The 19882-nt window shown below is 59.3% G+C and carries 18 protein-coding genes; 11 read left to right on the top strand and 7 right to left on the bottom strand.

Annotated elements, in window-relative coordinates; genetic code table 11:
* Positions 1-10: 10 nt before the first annotated feature.
* Both glyS and glyQ read right to left on the bottom strand, forming a co-directional pair.
* Positions 11-2092, bottom strand: coding sequence for a glycine--tRNA ligase subunit beta (glyS, locus tag LC059_RS07950; RefSeq protein WP_226703315.1), 2082 nt, complete (start codon positions 2090-2092; stop codon positions 11-13).
* On the bottom strand, positions 2092-3093 hold the full coding sequence (gene glyQ / locus LC059_RS07945; RefSeq protein WP_226703314.1) for a glycine--tRNA ligase subunit alpha: 1002 nt from the start codon (positions 3091-3093) through the stop codon (positions 2092-2094). The genes glyS and glyQ overlap by 1 nt, the downstream gene beginning before the upstream one ends.
* Before the next feature lie 205 nt (positions 3094-3298).
* On the opposite strand from glyQ, the gene LC059_RS07940 reads away from it, so the two are divergent.
* Positions 3299-4186 (top strand): lysophospholipid acyltransferase family protein, encoded by an 888-nt coding sequence (locus LC059_RS07940; protein ID WP_226703313.1) that lies wholly within the window; start codon positions 3299-3301, stop codon positions 4184-4186.
* 193 nt (positions 4187-4379) lie between these two features.
* A complete protein-coding gene (locus LC059_RS07935) occupies positions 4380-4991 on the top strand; it encodes a CDP-alcohol phosphatidyltransferase family protein (RefSeq protein ID WP_226703312.1) in 612 nt (203 codons plus the stop codon).
* A gap of 28 nt (positions 4992-5019) precedes the next feature.
* On the opposite strand, the gene LC059_RS07930 is transcribed toward LC059_RS07935, so the two are convergent.
* The 5 genes from LC059_RS07930 to def form a co-directional block, all read right to left on the bottom strand.
* Entirely contained in the window at positions 5020-6471 is a 1452-nt protein-coding gene (locus tag LC059_RS07930; protein ID WP_226703311.1) for a TrkH family potassium uptake protein, read from the bottom strand.
* A 17-nt stretch (positions 6472-6488) separates the two neighbouring features.
* A complete protein-coding gene (gene trkA / locus LC059_RS07925; protein ID WP_226703310.1) occupies positions 6489-7874 on the bottom strand; it encodes a Trk system potassium transporter TrkA in 1386 nt (461 codons plus the stop codon).
* A 253-nt stretch (positions 7875-8127) separates the two neighbouring features.
* Positions 8128-9447, bottom strand: coding sequence for a 16S rRNA (cytosine(967)-C(5))-methyltransferase RsmB (gene rsmB / locus LC059_RS07920; RefSeq protein ID WP_226703309.1), 1320 nt, complete (start codon positions 9445-9447; stop codon positions 8128-8130).
* Positions 9440-10408 carry a methionyl-tRNA formyltransferase gene (gene fmt, locus LC059_RS07915; protein ID WP_226703308.1) on the bottom strand — a complete coding sequence of 323 codons (969 nt, stop codon included), beginning with the start codon at positions 10406-10408 and terminating at the stop codon, positions 9440-9442. Before fmt ends, rsmB begins: the two co-directional genes overlap by 8 nt.
* Before the next feature lie 213 nt (positions 10409-10621).
* Complete coding sequence (gene def / locus LC059_RS07910; RefSeq protein WP_226703307.1) at positions 10622-11128, bottom strand: peptide deformylase; 507 nt, start codon at positions 11126-11128, stop codon at positions 10622-10624.
* 270 nt (positions 11129-11398) lie between these two features.
* On the opposite strand from def, the gene LC059_RS07905 reads away from it, so the two are divergent.
* The 9 genes from LC059_RS07905 to LC059_RS07865 all read left to right on the top strand — a co-directional run bounded on the left by LC059_RS07905 (position 11399) and on the right by LC059_RS07865 (position 19851).
* Positions 11399-12466, top strand: a complete 1068-nt coding sequence (locus LC059_RS07905; RefSeq protein WP_226703306.1) for a LysM peptidoglycan-binding domain-containing protein — start codon at positions 11399-11401, stop codon at positions 12464-12466.
* An 81-nt stretch (positions 12467-12547) separates the two neighbouring features.
* Entirely contained in the window at positions 12548-13714 is a 1167-nt protein-coding gene (gene dprA / locus LC059_RS07900) for a DNA-processing protein DprA (RefSeq protein WP_226703305.1), read from the top strand.
* A gap of 48 nt (positions 13715-13762) precedes the next feature.
* Complete coding sequence (locus LC059_RS07895) at positions 13763-14908, top strand: PQQ-dependent sugar dehydrogenase (protein WP_226703304.1); 1146 nt, start codon at positions 13763-13765, stop codon at positions 14906-14908.
* A gap of 144 nt (positions 14909-15052) precedes the next feature.
* On the top strand, positions 15053-15616 hold the full coding sequence (locus LC059_RS07890; RefSeq protein ID WP_226703303.1) for an L-threonylcarbamoyladenylate synthase: 564 nt from the start codon (positions 15053-15055) through the stop codon (positions 15614-15616).
* Between the two features lie 65 nt (positions 15617-15681).
* On the top strand, positions 15682-16599 hold the full coding sequence (gene hemF / locus LC059_RS07885) for an oxygen-dependent coproporphyrinogen oxidase (protein WP_226703302.1): 918 nt from the start codon (positions 15682-15684) through the stop codon (positions 16597-16599).
* An 18-nt stretch (positions 16600-16617) separates the two neighbouring features.
* Positions 16618-17049, top strand: coding sequence for a hypothetical protein (locus tag LC059_RS07880; protein ID WP_226703301.1), 432 nt, complete (start codon positions 16618-16620; stop codon positions 17047-17049).
* A gap of 30 nt (positions 17050-17079) precedes the next feature.
* Positions 17080-17907, top strand: coding sequence for a shikimate dehydrogenase (gene aroE, locus LC059_RS07875; RefSeq protein WP_226703300.1), 828 nt, complete (start codon positions 17080-17082; stop codon positions 17905-17907).
* A 293-nt stretch (positions 17908-18200) separates the two neighbouring features.
* Positions 18201-18692, top strand: coding sequence for a 5-(carboxyamino)imidazole ribonucleotide mutase (gene purE, locus LC059_RS07870; protein WP_226703299.1), 492 nt, complete (start codon positions 18201-18203; stop codon positions 18690-18692).
* Between the two features lie 43 nt (positions 18693-18735).
* On the top strand, positions 18736-19851 hold the full coding sequence (locus tag LC059_RS07865; protein WP_226703298.1) for a 5-(carboxyamino)imidazole ribonucleotide synthase: 1116 nt from the start codon (positions 18736-18738) through the stop codon (positions 19849-19851).
* The last annotated feature ends 31 nt before the right edge of the window (positions 19852-19882 follow it).

The following is a 19882-nucleotide window of genomic DNA, read 5'->3' as shown; positions in this document are numbered from 1 at the left end:
TTACTGGGCCTTACTTGGCCGGCGCCAGTAGAGAAATATCCGCAGCTTCCAGGAACAATGCACGCAACTGCGCCAGTAGTGCCAAGCGGTTGTTGCGCAGCTGTTCGTCCTCGGCCATGACCATTACACCGTCGAAGAAGTTGTCCACCGTCTCGCGCAGACCGGAGAGACCCGCGAGGCCTTCTTCGAAGCGCGCTTGTGCGTACAGGGGGGCAACCGCCTCCTCGGCATCGCAAATGGCCAGATACAAGGCTTTCTCTGCCTCTTCCTGCAGCAGTGACTGATCCACTTCGCTCGGCGCGGGACCGTCCAGCTTGGCGAGAATATTGGACACGCGCTTGTTGGCCGCAGCCAACGCTTCCGCTTCCGGCAACTGGCTGAAGCTGTGCACGGCCTTTACCCGGTTGTCGATATCCAGCGGGCGGGACAGTTTGCGCGCGGATACTGCGAGGAAAACCTCTGCCTTGATGCCGGCATCTTCGAAGCGCGCGCGGAAGCGCTCAATCATATACGCCAGTGTCTGCTCGACCACGGTATCGTGTTCCGCTAGCGCGGTACGCGGGTAACCATCGCGGGCCAGGGTCAACAGTTCGCGCAGATCCAGGTCGATATTTTTTTCCACTAGGATACGCAGCACACCCAGGCTCGCACGACGCAGTGCGAACGGATCCCGGGAGCCGCTCGGCGGCTGGCCGATACCGAATATACCTACAAGAGTGTCGATACGATCGGCGAGGGCGATAATGGTTCCGGTTTCGCTGACCGGCAGCTCATCGCCGGCAAACTTCGGCATGTACTGTTCGTACATGGCCTTGGCTACATCCAGAGGTTCGCCGTCATTTTCCGCATAGTAATAACCGGCGATACCCTGCATATCCGCAAACTCGAATACCATTTCGGTAACCAGGTCGGACTTGCACAGCTGTGCAGCGCGTTGTGCAAGCGCCGCATCACCACCAGTTTTTTCTGCGATCGCGGCCGCCAGTTTGGCGAGGCGCTCGGTCTTGTCGTACACGGTACCCAGCTTCTGCTGGAACACGATGGACTTGAGTTTTTCCCGACGTGCTTCGAGGCTGGTTTTTTTGTCGGTCTCAAAGAAGAAAGCGGCATCGGACAGGCGCGGACGGATTACCCGTTCGTTGCCTTCGATGACCTGCTTGGCATCTTTGCTCTCAATATTTGAGACGGTAATGAAAAACGGCATCAGGTTGCCGTCTTCGTCCACCACGTGGAAATATTTCTGGTGCTCCTTCATGGAGGAGATCAGCGCTTCGGCAGGTACTTCGAGGAAGCGTTTTTCAAAACGCCCGGTCAGGGCCACCGGCCACTCTACCAGTGCCGTCACTTCATCCAGCAGATCTTCGTCGATGACGGCTTCGCCGTTGACGTTATTCGCCTCGGCCTGCACCTGCTCGCGAATCATCTCGCGGCGCTCGGCGAAGTCCACCACCACGAAACCCGGTTCGCGCAGTTGCTGCACATAATCATTGGCCGACGACACGGTCAGCTCGCGATTACAGTGGAAGCGGTGACCGCGCGTGGTGTTTCCGGCTGTCAGGCCGAGCACCTCGGCACTTACCACATCATTGCCGAACAGCATCAGTAGCCAGTGTACCGGGCGCACAAATTCTTCCTTGCGAGCGCCCCAGCGCATGCGCTTGGGAATCGGTAATTGCGCCAGTGAGCCAGCAACAATGTCGCCCAGCAGGTTTTTGGTCGCTTCACCTTTTTGCTCACTAATAAATGCGAGGCGCTCGCCCTTGTCGGTCTGCACCCGCGCCAGTTCATCGACGCTGATACCGGCACCACGGGCAAAGCCCTGTGCGGCCTTGGTGGGATTGCCGTCTTTATCAAATGCAGCGGCAACGGCGGGGCCGTGCTTTTCTATCTGTTTGTCCTGTTGCTGTTCGGCCAGGTCACTCACCGCCACCGCGAGGCGGCGCGGGCTGGCATAGGCCTTGACGGAACCATAGGAAAGCTCGGCGTTTTTAAGACCCTGCTCGATACCGTCGGCGAAGGCCTGCATCAGTGTGTGCAGGGCTTTGGGGGGCAGCTCTTCGGTGCCCAGCTCAACCAGAAAATCCTGAGCCATTACTTCTTCTCCTTCTTCGCTTTGGCCTTGGCCTCGGCGGACTCCGCCTGGGCGAGTACCTCGTTGCGGATCTGTTCATTGGCCATCGGGAAGCCGAGCGCCTTGCGCGCGTCAAAATAGGCCTGGGCGACGGCGCGCGCCAGAGTGCGCACGCGCAGAATGAAACGCTGGCGCTCAGTGACAGAAATTGCGTGGCGCGCGTCCAGCAGGTTGAACGCGTGGGACGCTTTCATTACCTGCTCGTAGGCGGGCAATGGCAGGCCAAGCTCGATCAGGCGCTGACTGTCGCGCTCGCAGTGATCGAAGGTGGCGAACAGGAATTCAACGTCCGCATGTTCGAAGTTGTAGTGGGACATCTCCACTTCGTTCTGGTGGAATACATCGCCGTAGGTAACCGGGGTACCGTCCGCATTGCGGGTCCACACCAGGTCGTAGATGGATTCAACGCCCTGCAGGTACATGGCGATACGCTCGATGCCGTAGGTGATCTCACCAGTAACCGGGTAGCATTCGAGGCCGCCGACCTGCTGGAAATAAGTGAACTGGGTCACTTCCATACCGTTCAGCCAGACTTCCCAGCCCAGACCCCAGGCGCCCAGGGTGGGGGATTCCCAGTTGTCTTCCACGAAGCGGATGTCGTGCACCGCCGGGTCGATACCCAGTGCGCGCAGGCTGTCCAGGTACAGTTCCTGGATATTGCTGGGGGAGGGCTTCATCACCACCTGGTACTGATAGTAATGCTGCAGGCGGTTGGGGTTTTCGCCGTAGCGGCCGTCGGTGGGGCGGCGGCAGGGCTGCACATAGGCGGCGTTCCAGGTTTCCGGGCCGATGGCGCGCAGGAAAGTAGCCGGGTGAAAGGTGCCGGCGCCCACTTCCATATCCAGAGGCTGTAGAATGACGCACCCCTGGCGCGCCCAGTATTCCTGCAGGGTAAAAATCAGTCCCTGGAAGGTGCTCAGGTCCTGCGCGGGGGCAGAACGGCTGGTTTGTTGCTCGGACACCACAATCTCCGGTTTCAGCTGGGTGAAAAGACAAGGGGCGCAATTATAGCGGCAGCGGGTTGCGCGCTAAACCGCGCAACGGGCATTGTCAGTAAATTGATGGCCATAAAACGGTCATACTGCTAAGAATTCGAAGCATCCAGAATCCTTTCGACAGATTGTGGACGCTTGCGGGCCCCGTGGCCCACACAGAAGGAAGTATCGCTTGGATATAAAAGGGCAAATGGCGGCGGGTGCATTGAAGCTGATCGGTAGCCTGCCACTGGGATGGTCGCGACGCCTGGGTAAGCTGGTGGGTTACGGCGCCTCGGCTGCCGGCGGAAAAAGCCTGCGTATCAGCAGAATCAACCTGGCGCGCTGCTTCCCTGAAATGCCGGAGAAAGAGCGCGAGAGGCTGGCCAGATCCAGTGTCGTGAACACAGTGACTACCGGGTTTGAGATGGCGACCCTGTGGCGCAAGCCCTGGAGTGACGCAGAAGACAGCATCGCGCGGATACGCAATCAGCAGCTGCTCACCGATGGAGTGGAGGAGGGCCGCGGCGTTCTCGTATTGGCGCCGCATATCGGCAACTGGGAGATCTTTGGCCAGTATCTGGCGACGGTGGGTCCGACCACCAGCCTGTATGCACCACCAAAAATTGAAGCCCTGGATCCATTGATCCGCGACGGACGCGAGGCGACCGGTGCCAAGCTGGTGCCCACCAACGTGCGTGGCGTGCGTGCGTTGCTCAAGGCCCTGAGGGACGGCGGCATTGTAGGTGTGCTGCCGGACCAGGAGCCGGATCTTTCCGGGGGCGATTTCGCGCCGTTTTTCGGCCATCCGGCCCTCACCATGACCCTCGCTTACAACCTGATTCAGCGCACCGGCTGCAAGGTGGTGTTTGGCTTTGCCAAGCGTGTGGAGGAGGGCTTTGAACTGGTGTTGCTGCCGGCGGAACAGGCGATCTACAGCGAAGAGGTCAAGGTGTCACTGGCCGCGCTCAACCGCGGGGTGGAATCCTGCATCGCCGAAGCACCGGAACAGTATCAGTGGGAATACAAGCGATTCCGCCGGGCACCGGAGGGCAAGACCGGGCTCTATCGAAAGCGTTGATTAATCGCTGCACTGCAAGGGTGCGAGGGAGTGAGGGTGCGAGGGAGTAAGGTGCGATGCGCGCGTGGATGGTGGTGACGCATAGGCTATGGTTGTACAGGGCCTTGAAGTTGCGGCTCCCGAACTTTGAATCCGATGCCAGAACTCTCAGCGCGCCATCACCATGTACAGAAAACGGAAAACCGAAGCGCCGGTGTACGAGGTCCGCTCGCGCTCACCCTTGCGCCACTTACCCAACCTGCTGTCCTTCATCCGCATTGCGCTGATCCCGCTGATCATCTGGCTGTCATTGACCGATGAACATCTGTGGGCGCTGGCGGTTTTCTGCTTCTGCGCAGTGACGGATTTACTGGATGGGCTTCTCGCGCATGCGTTTGGCTGGAGTACCCGGTTCGGGGCATTGCTTGATCCAGTGGCCGATAGGGTTTTTGTCTTCAGCCTGATCCCGTTGCTTTGGTATTTGGGGTCGATCAACTCGATCTATACATTGCTGGTGGTGGCCCGCTTCTCAATCCAGCTGAGTGCTTTCCCGGTGTTACTCTGGTGGCTGAAAAAGCAGGTGCATGTGGTGCCCGGGGTGCTGTCGAGAATCGCGATGGCGGTGGCGTTTCTGGTGCTGGGCATGGGGTTTGCCGAACAGGTGGCAATCGAAATGATCCCGGGGGATTCAGGTGCGGAGGTGATGTTTGAACACACCCTGGACGCCATCACCGTGATCGGGTGTCTGCTGGAGGTTTGGATGCTGGCGAAGTTTGTCCCGCGCTACTGGGACATCATCCGCGGCCGCGCCGATACGATTGAGTAGGGCGCATCAGAGACAGCAACGTAAAGCCTCAGTGTCTCCAGAAGGCCGGGGTCAGCAGCACCAGCAGGGTGAAGATTTCCAGACGCCCCATCAGCATCGCCAGAATCAGGAAGCATTTTGCCACTTCATTGACCTCACCGTAGTGTGCCGCCGCATCCCCCAGTGCCGGGCCGATATTACTGAGGCAGGAGGCCACGGTGGAAAAGGAAGTGACGAAGTTTTCCCCGGTTGCCATAACCACAATGGTGAGCACGAAAAAGGACAAAATATAAATCGCAAAAAATCCCCAAACCGCATCGGTCACCCGCGGCGGCACGATTTTTCGATTTACTTTGATCGGCACCACCGCATTGGGGTGTACCAGCCGGTTCAATTCCCGCAGACCGGACTTCACGATCAACATTACCCGAACCGCTTTGATGCCCCCGGAGGTGGAACCGGCACAGGCGCCCATAATGCCGAGTAGCAGCAGAATATAGGGCAGGAAAGCCGGCCACAGCGCAAAACTTTCCGACGCAAAACCGGCCGTGGTTCCGATCGAGACCACCTGGAAAATCCCGTGCAGAACACTGCCGCGCATATCGAAGGTGCCCGACATATACAGGTAGCCGATAATGATTGCGCTGGCACCGAAGGTGACCATCACATAAAAGCGGAACTCGGAATCTTTCCAGTAGTGTTTTAGTGTTCTGTTGCCCAGCGCATAAAAATGCAGGCCGAAGTTGATCGCGGCGGTGAGCATGAAAATGATCGCAATGGCCATGATGCCATTGTTGTGCGCGTAAAATCCCATGCTGGCATCGTGGGTCGAAAAACCGCCGTTGGCCACGGTGGAAAAGGCGTGGCCTACCGCATCGAACACGGTCATGCCTGCCCACCAGTAACCGATGCCACACAAGATGGTGAGGACGATATAAATCACGAACAGTGCACGTGCCGTTTCTGCAATACGCGGCGTGAGCTTGGTGTCCTTTACCGGGCCGGGCATTTCCGCCTTATAGAGCTGCATCCCCCCGATACCGAGCATCGGCAAAATTGCCAGTGCGATAACAATTACCCCGATACCTCCGAACCACTGTAATTGTTGGCGGTAATAGAGAATGGCCGGCGGCAGCGTGTCCAGACCGGTAATAGTGGTGGCGCCGGTGGTGGTGAGGCCGGAAATAGATTCAAAAATGGAATCCACCACACTCAGGTCGGGCTGCGGGCTGATGATAAAGGGCAGGGAACCGAAGCTGCCAAGAATCAGCCAGAACAGCGAGGTCACCACGAAGCCGTCGCGGGTGCGCAGGTCCTGCTTGAGGTCGTGCACCGGCAGCCACATAAACAGCCCGGTGAGCAGGGTAATGGCGAAGGCCACCGCAAAGGCGATATGTGTACCATCCTCGTACCACAGTGACACGCCGATGGGCGGCAGCAGCGTAAGGCTGAACACTGTCAGCAGTATGCCGAAAACCCGCGATATGACCGAAAATCGCATTAATCCGGTTCCCGACGTCAGAAGAAGCTGAAGCCAACCTGGAACAATTGCTCCACGTGGCGGGTGTGGCGGCGGTCGACGAGAAACACGATCACGTGATCGTCGGTCTCCACAATAATATTGTCGTGGGCGATGAGCACCTGGCTCTCGCCCTCTCGTTCACGCACGATGGCGCCGATGCTGGCACCTTCCGGCAGGTCGATATCCTCGATTTTCCTTCCCACCACCTTTGAGGTGCGTTTGTCGCCGTGGGCGATCACCTCGATGGCTTCCGCCGCACCGCGTCGCAGCTGGTGCACATTTACCATATCCCCGCGGCGCACATGGGTAAGCAGGCTACCGATGGTGTTCTGCTGTGGTGAGATAGCAATGTCGATTTCGCCTCCCTGTACCAGGTCCACGTAGGCGCGGTTATTGATCAGGGTCATCACCTTGCGGGTGCCGAGGCGCTTGGCCAGCAGCGACGACATGATATTGGCTTCGTCGTCGTTGGTCAGGGCAAGGAATACATCGGTGTCTTCGATGTTTTCTTCCAGCAGCAGGTCCTGGTCGGAGGCGCTGCCGTGAAGCACGATACTGTTGCTGAGCTCTTCCGACAGGAAAATACAGCGGTCGTGGCTCTGTTCGATGATTTTTACCGAGTAGCGGTTTTCCAGCTTGTGCGCGAGGCGCAGCCCGATGTTGCCGCCGCCGGCAATGGTGATGCGCTTGTAGCCCTGCTCGAGACGGCGTAGCTCGCTCATGACGGCGCGAATGTCCTGTCTGGCGGCGATAAAAAAGACTTCGTCGCCGGCTTCGATCACCGTGGATCCCTGGGGAATTATGGGGCTGTTACGCCGGTAAATGGCGGCAACCCGGGTATCCACCTTGGGCATATGCTCGCGCAGGTAGCGAAGCTGGTGGCCTACCAGTGGCCCGCCCTGTACCGCACGCACGGCAACCAGCTGTACGCGGCCATCGGCGAAGTCGAGTACCTGCAGTGCACCGGGGTGTTCAATCAGCCGGGCAATATATTCCGAGACGATCTGCTCCGGGCTGATCAGTACGTCGATGGGGATCGATTCGATGGAGAAGAGCTCCGGGTATTGCAGGTAGGCGGCGGCGCGGACGCGGGCGATCTTGGTGGTCACCCGGAACAGGGAGTGGGCGATCTGGCAGGCGGCCATGTTGGTTTCGTCATTGTTGGTGACGGCTACCAGTATATCGGCGTCCTCGATGCCGGCTTCCTGCAAGATGTCCGGGTGGGAGGCGTGGCCGACGACCACGCCGATGTCGATGCGGTCGCGCAGTTCGCGCAGGGTCTTCTCGTTGCTGTCTACCAGAACAATGTCGTTGCGTTCCGAGGCCAGGCTTTCTGCCAGTGATCCACCGACCTGGCCGGCGCCGAGAATGATGATTTTCATAAATGCGATTGGGCCTGTGGTTTCTGGCCTTTGTGCCGAGCCCGGTAGTACTTCTTATGCGGGCGCGGTGGCGTCAGGGCACCGGGTGGGGATTTTCAGGACCGGGCTAGGCGCCCCCCTGTGAACCCATCGCTGGGCGCTTCGGCACAAACATCCTGTTTGTGACGATCCTGAAAATCCCCACCCGGCACCCAGACTTCAATTCTTACTTTTGTACTTCGTACTAATTTGGGTTGCCGATTTAAGCAGGCTCTTAAACTGTCTTTTCCAGTTTTGCGTAATAGAACCCATCGCCTGCGTGAATCCCGGGCAGCAACTGCATACCGGCTTCCTGCGGCAGCCCCCAAGGCTGCTCATTCAGCAATTGCGGCGTATTGTCCCTCGCATCCGGTGTCTCCGCAACGAAACGCGCCACTTGAGCGCTGTTTTCCTCGGGGAGTATGGAACAGGTAGCGTAGAGGAGGGTGCCGCCGGGTTTTAAAAGGCGCCACATTGCGCGCAGGATTTTGCCCTGTAATTGGGCAAGTTCGGCGATATCTTCGGGGCGGCGCAGGAGTTTGATGTCCGGGTTGCGGCGGATGACGCCGGTAGCGGAGCAGGGGGCGTCGAGGAGGATGCGGTCGAACGGTTCGCCGTCCCACCAGTGCTCCGGTTCAGAGGCGTCCGCACATATCAGTTGGGCGCCAACGCCCAGGCGCTCGAGGTTTTCGATGACGCGGTCGAGGCGCTCTTCTTCGATATCAAGGGCGCTGAGGTCGAGATCCGGTTGAATTTCGAGCAGATGACAGGTCTTGCCACCGGGGGCGGCGCAGGCGTCGAGGATTTTTTCACCGGGCTGCGGGTCGAGCAGGGGGCCTGCAAGTTGCGCGGACTGGTCCTGAACGCTGACGAGACCGTCGTCAAACCCGGGCAGGCGGCTGACAGCAACCGGGCTTTCCAGCACCAGGCCCGCAGCGGAGAATTCACAAGTCTTCGCCGGGATGCCCGCTTCCTTGAGCTTTGCGAGATAGTCGTCACGGCTGTTTCTCGAAAGGTTCACCCGCAGGGTCATGGGTGGGTTCTCGTTGTTGGCGGTGAATACGGTTCGTGCCTCGCTGCCCCAGGCGGCTTTGATGGCCTGTTGCAGCCACTCGGGGTGGGCGGAGCTGAACTGGGGGTTGCCGGAAAGCTTGCGAGTGAGCATTTCCTTGTTGCGCAGGGCATTGCGCAGCACGCCGTTGACCACGCCGGTGGCATGGCCCAGTTTGAGTGCCCGCGCAGCTTCCACGGTGGCGCCGATGGCGGCGTGGTCTGGAATACGGGTGTATTCCAACTGGTAAAGGCCCACCAGCATCAGTGCAGCGAGCTCTTCATCTTTGATGGGTTTTTTCGACAGTTTGCCGAGGATCAGCTCTAATCGCGGCGCGAAGCGGGCGGTACCGTAACAAAGTTCGCGCAGCAAAGATCGGTCCTTGCCGTTTCCTTGAGAGTCATCGACCTGCTTTTCCGCCCACGGCAGTAACCGCTGCAGCGAGCCGCGGTCCTGATACAGGCGGGCGATAACGCGTGCCGCCAGCGCGCGGGGATCATTCATTGCCAGTACCCAGTGTGGAGCCTGCGGCGAACAGATCGCGGTAGCCCTTCAGGATCTCCGCCACCGGCAGTGCCTTCTTGCCCGGCAATTGTAGTTGAGTCAGGCGCAACGCCTCGCGTCCACAGGCAACCAGGATACCTTCGTCGTCTGCACTTAAAATTGTCCCCGGCACATCGGTGTGACAGCCCTGCTCGTGCCTGGCCGCATAAACCCGCAAACGCTGTGGTTTACCCTTGCCGTCGAGGTGCTCCGTCCAGCACACCGGAAACGGATTGAACGCGCGGATCAGCCGCTCCAGCTCCGCCGCGGGTCGCGACCAGTCCAGCCGAGCCTCTTCTTTGGAGATCTTGCCTGCGTAATTTGCCAGCGTCTCGTCCTGAACCCGCGGTTGTGCAGTGCCGCTTTCCAGCAGCGCAAGCGCCTCCAGCAACGCCGGCCCGCCAAGCCCGGCCAGCTTGTCGTGCAGGCTGCCACCGGTCTCATTCGCGGTGATTCGCGTGCGCGCCTCCACCAGTACCGGCCCGGTATCCAGCCCCGCTTCCATCTGCATAATCGCCACGCCACTCTCGGCATCGCCCGCTTCCACCGCCCGCTGAATCGGCGCCGCACCGCGCCAGCGCGGCAGCAGGGATGCGTGAACGTTCACACACCCGAGGCGCGGCGTATCCAGTACCACCTGCGGCAGAATCAGCCCATAGGCCACCACCACCATCACATCGGCATTCAGTGCCGCCAACGCCTTCTGCGCGTCTTCATCCCGTAGCGACAGCGGCTGGTACACCGGAATATCGTGTTCCAGCGCGAGCTGTTTCACCGGGCTCGCCAACAGCTTCTTGCCGCGCCCCGCGGGGCGGTCTGGCTGGCTGTAGACCGCGATTACATTGTGTTCACTCTCGAGCAGCGTTTGCAGGTGTACGGCGGCAAAGTCGGGGGTGCCGGCAAAAATGATGTTCAGGCTCATGAAAATACTTTCAGGTAAAAAGAGGCGGACTCGAAAACGAAGTCCGAGAAGTAGGATGCGAAGGCAGGGTGCCGGGGAGTTGCTTTCAGAAGCGTCGGCGACAGGGACGTCGCCGACGCAGCGTACAGGGATGTATTCACAGTGGTTCTGAAAGCAACTCCCCGGTGCCCTGCCGCCCAAGGACTGGCTTCAAAAGCGCCATCCTTGAGGGGGTCAAGCTCTCTGGCGATGCGCCTTTTCAAGCTTGGAGCGAATACGATTGCGCTTGAGCGGCGAAATGTAATCCACAAACAGCTTTCCATCGAGATGGTCGATCTCGTGCTGGATGCATACCGCCAGCAGCCCCTCGGCTTCCAGCGCGTAGGTCTCGCCGTCGCGATCCAGCGCCTTCAGGCGGATCTTGCGCGGGCGCTGCACCGTCTCATAGAACCCGGGCACCGACAGGCAGCCCTCGTCGTACTTGTGAATCTCCGGATCCAGTACCTCAACCTCCGGGTTGATCAGCACCAGCGGCTCACTCTGATCTTCCGATACATCAATTACCACAATGCGCTCATGCACATTGATTTGCGTTGCCGCCAGGCCCACGCCCGGCGCCTCATACATCGTTTCGAACATATCATCGATCAACGTACGGTGCGCATCCGTGACTTCGGAAACGGGCTCCGCAATCTTGCGCAGACGTGGATCGGGAAATTCCAGGATATCCAGTTTGGCCATAACACCTGTGACAAACTTCTAGTCTTAGTGGAACTTGCGCTGATAACATAATGATCGCGCTTGAAATTTGCTGAATTGGGGGGCTGTTTCCGCGCGCCGGCCAACGGGCCAGATGGCGCTCTTTTCGCTTCCCACCCCGGCGACGTCAGCCGCCACCGGTTCAGCGCTGTGAGATTATAGCGATATAAGCCAGCAGTGATAGCCGTATAAAGAATCAGCAGACTCGAAGGCCAATAGCGTTAGCGACAAAAAAAGCATAGGAATGCTTCCATGAAAAAAATAATCCTGGCCGCCGCCGCAACCCTGCTGGCGACCTTTGGCCTGCAGGCGCAAGACGCGCGCCTCAAGCCCGACCATCCGGACACCTATGTTGTTCAGAAAGGCGACACCCTTTGGGACATCTCCGGCACCTTCCTCTCCCAGCCCTGGTACTGGCCAGAGATCTGGCAGGTGAACCCACAGGTGGAAAACCCACATCTTATTTACCCCGGCGACCGCCTGAACCTCGTTTATATCGATGGTCAGCCTCGCCTACAGCTTGATCGCGCACCCACCGCCTACAAGCTGAGTCCGACGAGCAACAACCGCCTCGGTCCCGCCGTGCGCCGCGAGCCCATTGGCTCCGCCATCCCCGCGATTCCGCTGGACGCCATTAACGCCTTCCTGTCGCGCACCCGCATCGTCGGCCCGGGCGCCTTCCAGGGCGTGCCTTACGTGATCTCCGGGCAGGACCAGCGCATCCTCATGGGTGCAGGTGAAAAGATTTATGCCCGCGGCGACTTCCGCGAGCCCCTCGCCTCCTATGGCATTTACCGTCCGGGTCCGGTCTACGCCGACCCCTACACCGGTGAAGAACTGGGCCAGCAGGCGTTGGACGTGGGTTCTGTTGATCTGCGCCAGCTGGATGCGGACAACGCCAATACCGAATTTGCCGTTGCCACCCTCGACGTGACCCGCACCAGCCGCGATATCCGCCTGCAGGATCGCCTGCTGCCGGTTGAAGAACGCGCTATTGCGGCTCTGTTCCAGCCCGGTGCGCCATCTGTACCGGTGGATGGCGTCATCCTCGGTGTGGAAGAGGGCGTGACCCAAGTGGCCAAGTACGACGTGGTTGCCATTAACCGCGGCCTGCGCGAAGGCCTGGAGCCCGGTCACGTACTCGCCATTTACAAGCGCGGTGCCACCGTGCGCGATCAGCTGGCCCGCCAGAACGTCAAACTGCCGGACGAGCGCGCCGGTGTGATGATGGTCTTCCGCAGCTTCGAAAAAATGAGCCTCGGCCTGGTGCTGGAAGCCGACAAGCCGCTGGCAGTGATGGATCTGGTTAGAAACCCTTAAAAAAGGGAAGTGAGCACGGCTAACGGACGTTCATCGATCCAATAGCTGCGCTCACGCAAACACCATGGAGGTACCGGACGCATGGATGCGTTGACCGCTACTCTTTCTCTTCTTCGCCTCGAAGGCATCGGTCTCGGCAACTACTGGCAACTGCTAGAACGCTTCGACTCCGCTCAGTCCGCGCTCCAGCAACCTCCTGAACGGCTCACCCGCAAATTGCCCGATCGCGCCCGCACCCAGCTGGCGGAATTTCAACGTCTGGAACTGGACAGCGAGCTTGGCCAGTGGGCCCTGGCCGAACGCCAGCGTTGTGCCGAAGAATGCATTTACCTGCTGCACTGGGACGACGAAGACTATCCGGCGCTGCTGAAAGAAATCCCGCGACCACCTCCGTTACTGTATGTTCGGGGCAACCCGGATGCACTCTCGCTGCCTCAAGTGGCCGTCGTCGGTGCCCGCCGTGCGTCGCAGGCGGGGCTCGACAACGCCAAAGCCTTCTCCGCCGATCTCGCCTCTGCCGGCTTTGCGATCACTTCCGGTCTGGCTCTCGGTGTTGATGCCGCTGCCCATTGGGGCGCGCTGCAGGGCCAGGGGAAAACCATTGCGGTGTTGGGCACCGGGGTAAACCGGCTGTATCCACACCGCAACTTGGCACTCGCCGAGCAGATACTCGCCGCTGACGGCGTCATTGTCAGTGAAATGCCGTTGGACACGGCCCCGGAAGCGGCCAATTTCCCCCGCCGCAACCGTATTATTTCTGGCTTAAGTCTCGGCACGCTGCTGGTGGAGGCGGCGGTCCGCTCCGGCTCACTGATTACCGCGCGCCTTGCGCTGGAACAGAATCGTGAGGTGTTCGCCATCCCCGGTTCAATCCATAACCCCATGGCCCGCGGCTGCCACCATATGATCAAGAATGGCGCACATCTTGTGGAGACCAGCGCGGATATCGTCGACGACCTAGGCGGCCTGCTGTCCGGACTGTGTGCCAGTGCCGTCCAGCAGCCGGGGCTGTTCGACGAGAGCTCCGGGGAATCGTCGCCACTGCCCGATGAGCAGCGCGCAATCATTTGCGCACTGGGGGGCGATCCGCGCAGTATCGAGCAGCTGGCAAAAGACACCGACGGCGAAACCGGCGCGCTGATGGCCTGCCTGCTACAGCTGGAACTCGAGGGGCTGGTGGAGCAGTTGCCGGGAGGTTATCAACTGACCGGCAGTGGCAGCAAAGCACTTCTTGCGCTGGCCGAATAAGCAAAAAGCCGCTACGGTCACCCCTGAAAATCTCAGGGAGTTCAATTTATGGGTCTGCTCACCAGGCTGTACCACCACAGCGTTTTCCGCTGCGCACTTGCCGGCGCGGCGCTGACTTTTTCCTTTTCCGCCGCAACCCATGCTGCCAAGGGCGATATCTATCTCGACAAGCTGAATCTGCCGGAGGGGTTCAAAATCGAGGTGTACGCGGAGGATGTCCCAAACGCTCGCCATATGGTGCGCAGCGAGAATGGGACCCTGTTCGTCGGTTCCATGGGTGAGGGCAAGGTCTACGCGGTACTGGATAAAGATGGTGACCAGAAGGCGGACGAGGTGAAAGTGATCGCCGAAGGGCTGAAGCGCCCGACCGGCGTCGCACTCAAAGATGGGGACCTGTATGTCAGTGCAATTACCAGCATCCTGCGCTTTGATGATATCGAAGCCAATCTCGACAACCCGCCGCAACCGGTCACCATTACCGACCAGTTCCCGGAAAAACACCACGGCTGGAAATACATCGCCTTTGGGCCGGATGGCTGGCTGTATGTACCCATTGGTGCACCGTGCAATATCTGCGATGAAAAAGGCTACTCCAATATCCAGCGCCTGAAGATTGAAGGCGACAAGGTGGCCAAAACCGAGACCTGGGCAGAGGGTGTGCGCAATACCGTAGGCTTTACCTGGCACCCGGAGACCCGGGACTTGTGGTTTACCGACAACGGCCGCGACATGATGGGCGACGACATTCCCCCCTGTGAACTGAATACCGCGCCGGTGGCGGGCAAACATTTCGGTTTCCCATACTGTCACGGCGGCGACATTCTCGATCCCGAATTCGGTGAAGGGAAGCAGTGCAGCGCTTATGTACCACCTGTGCAGAAGTTGGGTCCGCACGTCGCCCCGCTGGGCGTCAAGTTTTACACCGGCGACCAGTTCCCGGCGGCGTACAAAAACCAGGTACTCATCGCCGAGCACGGCTCCTGGAACCGCAGCAAGAAAATCGGTTATCGGGTAACCATGGTGACCTTGAATGACCAAGGAGAAGCCACCGCTTACGAACCGTTTATCGACGGCTGGTTGCAAGGGGAGGAGGCCTGGGGGCGTCCGGTGGATGTGCTGGTAATGCCAGACGGTGCGCTGCTGGTGTCCGACGACTATGCCGGTGCCATTTACCGGGTCAGCTACGAGCAGTAGGCAGCTTGTGACTGCCTTGTCTAGGCTGGGAGTATCCGCTAATGTGCGGCGCTCCCATTCCCATTAGAGAGATGCGGCGGCTGCTTTAGTCGCATCGCAAGGCCGAGAGAGTTCCCACCCTTGCCTGAGCAACAAGATCCAATTGTGCAGAGTAGACACCTGAGCATTGCCAGCGCAGTACGCGTTTTGGCTGCCGGTGGCGTGATTGCCCACCCCACCGAGTCTGTCTGGGGGTTGGCGTGTGATCCGTTCAACCCGGAGGCGGTCAGCCGCCTGGTGAAACTGAAAAATCGGCCTCTGGAGAAAGGGCTGATCCTGGTTTCCGGTGATGCCGCTGATTTCGGCGGCCTGCTGCACAACCTCACGGGCGACCAGCGTGCCCGCATCGACGCCACCTGGCCGGGGCCGGTTACCTGGCTGGTGCCGCACTTCGACCAGATTCCGCCCTGGGTCAGCGGAGTTCATCACAGTGTGGCCCTGCGTCACACCGCGCACCCATTTACCGCGGCGTTAACCCGCGCATTCGGGGGCGCCATCGTATCGACATCCGCCAACCCGACAGGTTGCCAGCCGGCGCGACACAAATTCCAGGTGTTGCGTTATTTCGGTAACGAGCTGGATTTCGTCGGCGGCGGTAATACCGGTGGGCGCAGCTCCCCCAGTGAAATTCGCGATGCCGCCAGCGGTCGTATAGTGCGCGCGGGCTGACGCGCGCCTGCCCTCGACCCCGGCCAGCACCCCGAGCCCAGCCAACAGAAAAACACGAGCACCTCATGAGTGACGCCCATACCGAAATCGATATTCAGTCTGTAAAAGATTACCTGCTGAACCTGCAGGACCGCATCTGCGCCGCGCTGGAGGAGGTGGATGGTTGTCCGTTTCTGGAAGACTCGTGGGATCGCGAAGCTGGCGGCGGCGGTCGCACCCGAGTGCTGGAAAACGGTAATGTCATCGAAAAGGGAGGAGTAAATTTCTCCCACGTATTCGGCGAAAAGTTGCCACCCTCGGCCACCGCAGCGCGACCGGAGCTTGCCGGGCGCTCTTTCCAGGCAATGGGTGTCAGCCTGGTGATTCACCCGAAAAATCCCTTTGCGCCGACCAGCCACGCCAATGTGCGTTTTTTCGTGGCGGAAAAAGAGGGCGCCGAGCCGGTCTGGTGGTTTGGTGGTGGCTACGACCTGACCCCTTACTACGGTTTTGAAGAAGATGTAGTGCACTGGCACCAGACCGCAAAAAATGCCTGTGCGCCTTTTGGTGAGGATATTTATCCACGCTTTAAGAAGTGGTGCGATGAGTATTTCTATTTGAAGCATCGCGACGAGGCGCGCGGTGTGGGCGGTTTGTTTTTTGATGACTTCAGCGAGGGCGGTTTTGACAATGCCTTCGCGTTTATGCAGGCGGTGGGCGACTCGTATGTGGACGCTTATCTGCCGATCCTGAAAAAGCGCAAGGACACCGAGTACACTGAGCGCGAGCGGGATTTCCAGCTGTACCGTCGCGGTCGCTATGTGGAGTTCAATCTGGTTTTTGACCGCGGAACACTGTTCGGCCTGCAGAGTGGCGGCCGCACCGAATCGATCCTGATGTCACTGCCCTCGGAAGTGCGCTGGCGTTACAACTGGCAGCCGGAGCCTGGCAGCTCGGAAGAAAAACTCTATACGGATTTTCTGCCGCACCGGGATTGGGTTTAATCGCAATAGGAAATCGCCATGCACAAGGCACGCCTGGAAGACATCAATAAACTGTTTCTGGAATACCGCCGTCTGTTCGAAGCGCGCGATGCGGAGCAGATCGCCGATTTTTATCGCTTTCCGATCCATTACTATTTTTCCAACGGCAAAAAGTCCGAACTCAGTCGCGACTATTTTATCGGCCGCGTCAAAAAACTGTTGAAGCTTTATGAAAAACTGGGCGTGAGCCAGATTGTGGGTGCGGTAACCGATGTGATCGAGTTGAATGAAAATACCAGTCTGGCGACCCTGAACTGGGTGCTGCTGGATAGCACCGGCGAGAAGCCGCGGCAGATTTACAGCGCAATCACGCGGTATCTGGTTTGTGACGTCGAAGGCGAGCTAAAAATTGACGGCCTTATTGGGGTCAATGAAACCCAGCAGTTGAAAGTCGCTCTGCGCGAGCAATAGTCAAACATTCAGGAAGAGCCCCGGCCGCAAATGGATAAATACGCAGTAATCGGCAATCCCATTAAACAATCCATGTCTCCGGATATTCACGGTGCTTTTGCCCGCGAGACCGGTCAGGAAATCGCGTACGGAAAACTGTTTGCGGAGGTGGATGGTTTCAAGGCGGCGGCGGATGCTTTTTTTGCCGCTGGCGCGAAGGGATTGAATGTTACTGCCCCGTTCAAGCTCGACGCGTTCGACTACGCGGATGAACTCACCGAGCGTGCGCGCACCGCGGGCGCAGTGAACACGCTGGCGCGGCAGCCAGACGGCACTTTCCTTGGGGATAACACCGACGGCCCGGGTCTCGTTTCCGATATCAAACACCATCTCGGTTGGCCAATACGTGGCAAGCGGGTGCTGATCCTCGGTGCCGGCGGCGCGACCCGTGGCACCTTGCTGCCACTGCTGGAAGAAAAGCCTGCGACGCTGCATATCGCCAATCGCACCGCGCACAAAGCGCAGCAGCTGGCGGAGGACTTTGCGAAATACGGCCACATTACCGCCAGCGGGCTGGATGCGGTGCCGGATGAATTTGATCTGATCATCAATGCCAGTGCCGCAAGCCTGTCCGGTGAACTGCCGCCGCTATCGCCCCGGGCACTGGCCGACGGCTGCCGCGCCTACGATATGGTGTATGGCGCCCAGCCGACGCCATTTATGCACTGGGCCACCGGTCTCGGCGCCGAGGTCTCCGACGGCCTCGGAATGCTGGTGGGGCAGGCGGCTGAGTCGTTCGCGTTGTGGCGCGGGGTGCGCCCGCAGGTTGCCCCGGTGCTGGCGATGCTGCGCGAGCGATTGCAGCAAAAATCTTCGTGAAAAAATTCAGGATCCGGTCACATCTTCTGTTCTGCTGTCTTCTGCCCCCCGCGCGATCGCGCAGAGGCATGCCGTGACCACTTCGCCACACTACTGTTAATCATCGGAAAAGGCGGCTTTAGGGTGCCATTCCCTCGGGTTCATCGCGTCCACCCCGGAAAATCGCCGTGAAAACCGGCGGAAAGCCCCGTATGACGTGCTTTCTCGCTGAGTTTTGGTATCCTCTCCGCCCTAAATTTGGGGGCGGTAGTTGTCGTTCCCCGGTGTGCGCGTAACTCTGGAGTTAACAGCTAGTGAATCAGCTTCCGTTTGAAAAAGTCACCATCGTGATGGGCTCCCAGTCCGACTGGCCGACCATGGAAATGGCGACCAAGCCCCTCACCGAGCTGGGTGTACCCTTTGCCACGGCAGTTGTCTCTGCCCACCGCACACCGGCGCGCATGACAGAATTTGCCACCACGGCCCACGAGCGCGGTACCCAGGTCATCATCGCCGGCGCCGGCGGCTCCGCCCATTTGCCGGGTATGATCGCGGCCATGACGCCGCTGCCGGTGATCGGCGTACCGGTGGCGAGCAAGTTCATGACCGGTATGGACAGCCTGCTGTCCATCGTACAAATGCCCAAGGGTGTTGCGGTTGCCACCCAGGCGGTCGGCGCCTCCGGCGCGTTCAATGCGGGACTGATGGCGGCACAGATGCTGTCCCTGACCGATCCGGAGCTGCAAAAGCGCCTGATCGCCTGGCGCGAGAAGCAGAGCGCTAGTGTCCCGTTCGAAGTTCAATAAGCCGAGTTTGAAATCACTGAACGTTTACGAGGTGTAGCGGAAAATGACGGTCAGACGCGTTGGTATTGTCGGTTGCGGTCAGTTGGCCCAGATGATGGCTCAGGAAGCCCGCCCGCTGGGTATTGAATTCAGTTTCCTCGCCGAGGGTGGTGAGAACACCACCTGTGTGGAAGGCCTGGGCACTATCGTAGATGCCGGTGATGGCAAAGACATCGAGGCGCTCTACAAGGCCATGGGCAGCCCGGAAGTGATCACTGCCGAGCGCGAAGGTGTGGATGCAGGCCTGCTGCGCGCACTGGAAAAATTCTGCCCGGTGTATCCGCGCCCGGACGCGTTTGAGAAAACCCAGCACCGCGTACGTGAAAAAACCGCTATCAACGATGCCGGCCTGCCGGTAGCGCCTTTCCGCGCCGCTAACAATTACGACGAAATCTGCGCGGCCGTGAAAGAACTGGGTTACCCCTCGTTCATCAAAAGCTGCGAGCACGGCTATGACGGCAAGAACCAGTGGCGCGTGAATAGCGATGAAGACCTTGTGGCCATCGCCAGCGAAGTACCCGAATCCGAGTATGTGGTGGAGAAGGGCATTAACTTCTCCCGCGAAGTATCCCTGATCGGCGCGCGCACTGCCGACGGCAATGTGGTGACCTATCCGCTGGCGGAGAACGATCACTACAACGGCACGTTGCTGGTTTCCACCGCGCCTGCGCCGCATGTGGATGAAAAACTGCAGACTACCGCTGAAGAGTATCTGTCGACGTTAATGAACGCCTGGGATTATGTGGGCGTACTGGCGATGGAGTGTTTTGTTACCGACGATGGCCTGTTGATCAATGAACTGGCACCGCGGGTACACAACAGCGGTCACTGGACTCTCGCCGGTTCGAAAACCAGTCAGTTTGCCAACCATGTGCGCGCAATTCTCGGTATGGCGCTGGGGGACACCCACGCGGCACGCCCGGCGGTGATGATCAATATGCTCGGTGTGGACAAAAAACCCGCACTGCAGAATGAGGGTGTCTGGTCCTATGGCAAGGGTCTGCGCCCGGGCCGCAAAATGGGCCACGTGATCCTGCTGGACGACTCCCAGGACGCACTCGCAAGCCGCATCGACAGCATGCTGGAAGAGCTCTACGGCCCCGGCAAGCGCCCCGCCTGATTTATAAACCGGTTAGCGGTCTTTCCCTCCA

Source organism: Microbulbifer elongatus (assembly GCF_020524885.1).
GTDB classification, from domain to species: Bacteria; Pseudomonadota; Gammaproteobacteria; order Pseudomonadales; family Cellvibrionaceae; genus Microbulbifer; species Microbulbifer elongatus_A.
Note: the sequence above shows the minus strand (reverse complement) of the source record. Positions and strands in the feature narration are given on the sequence as shown.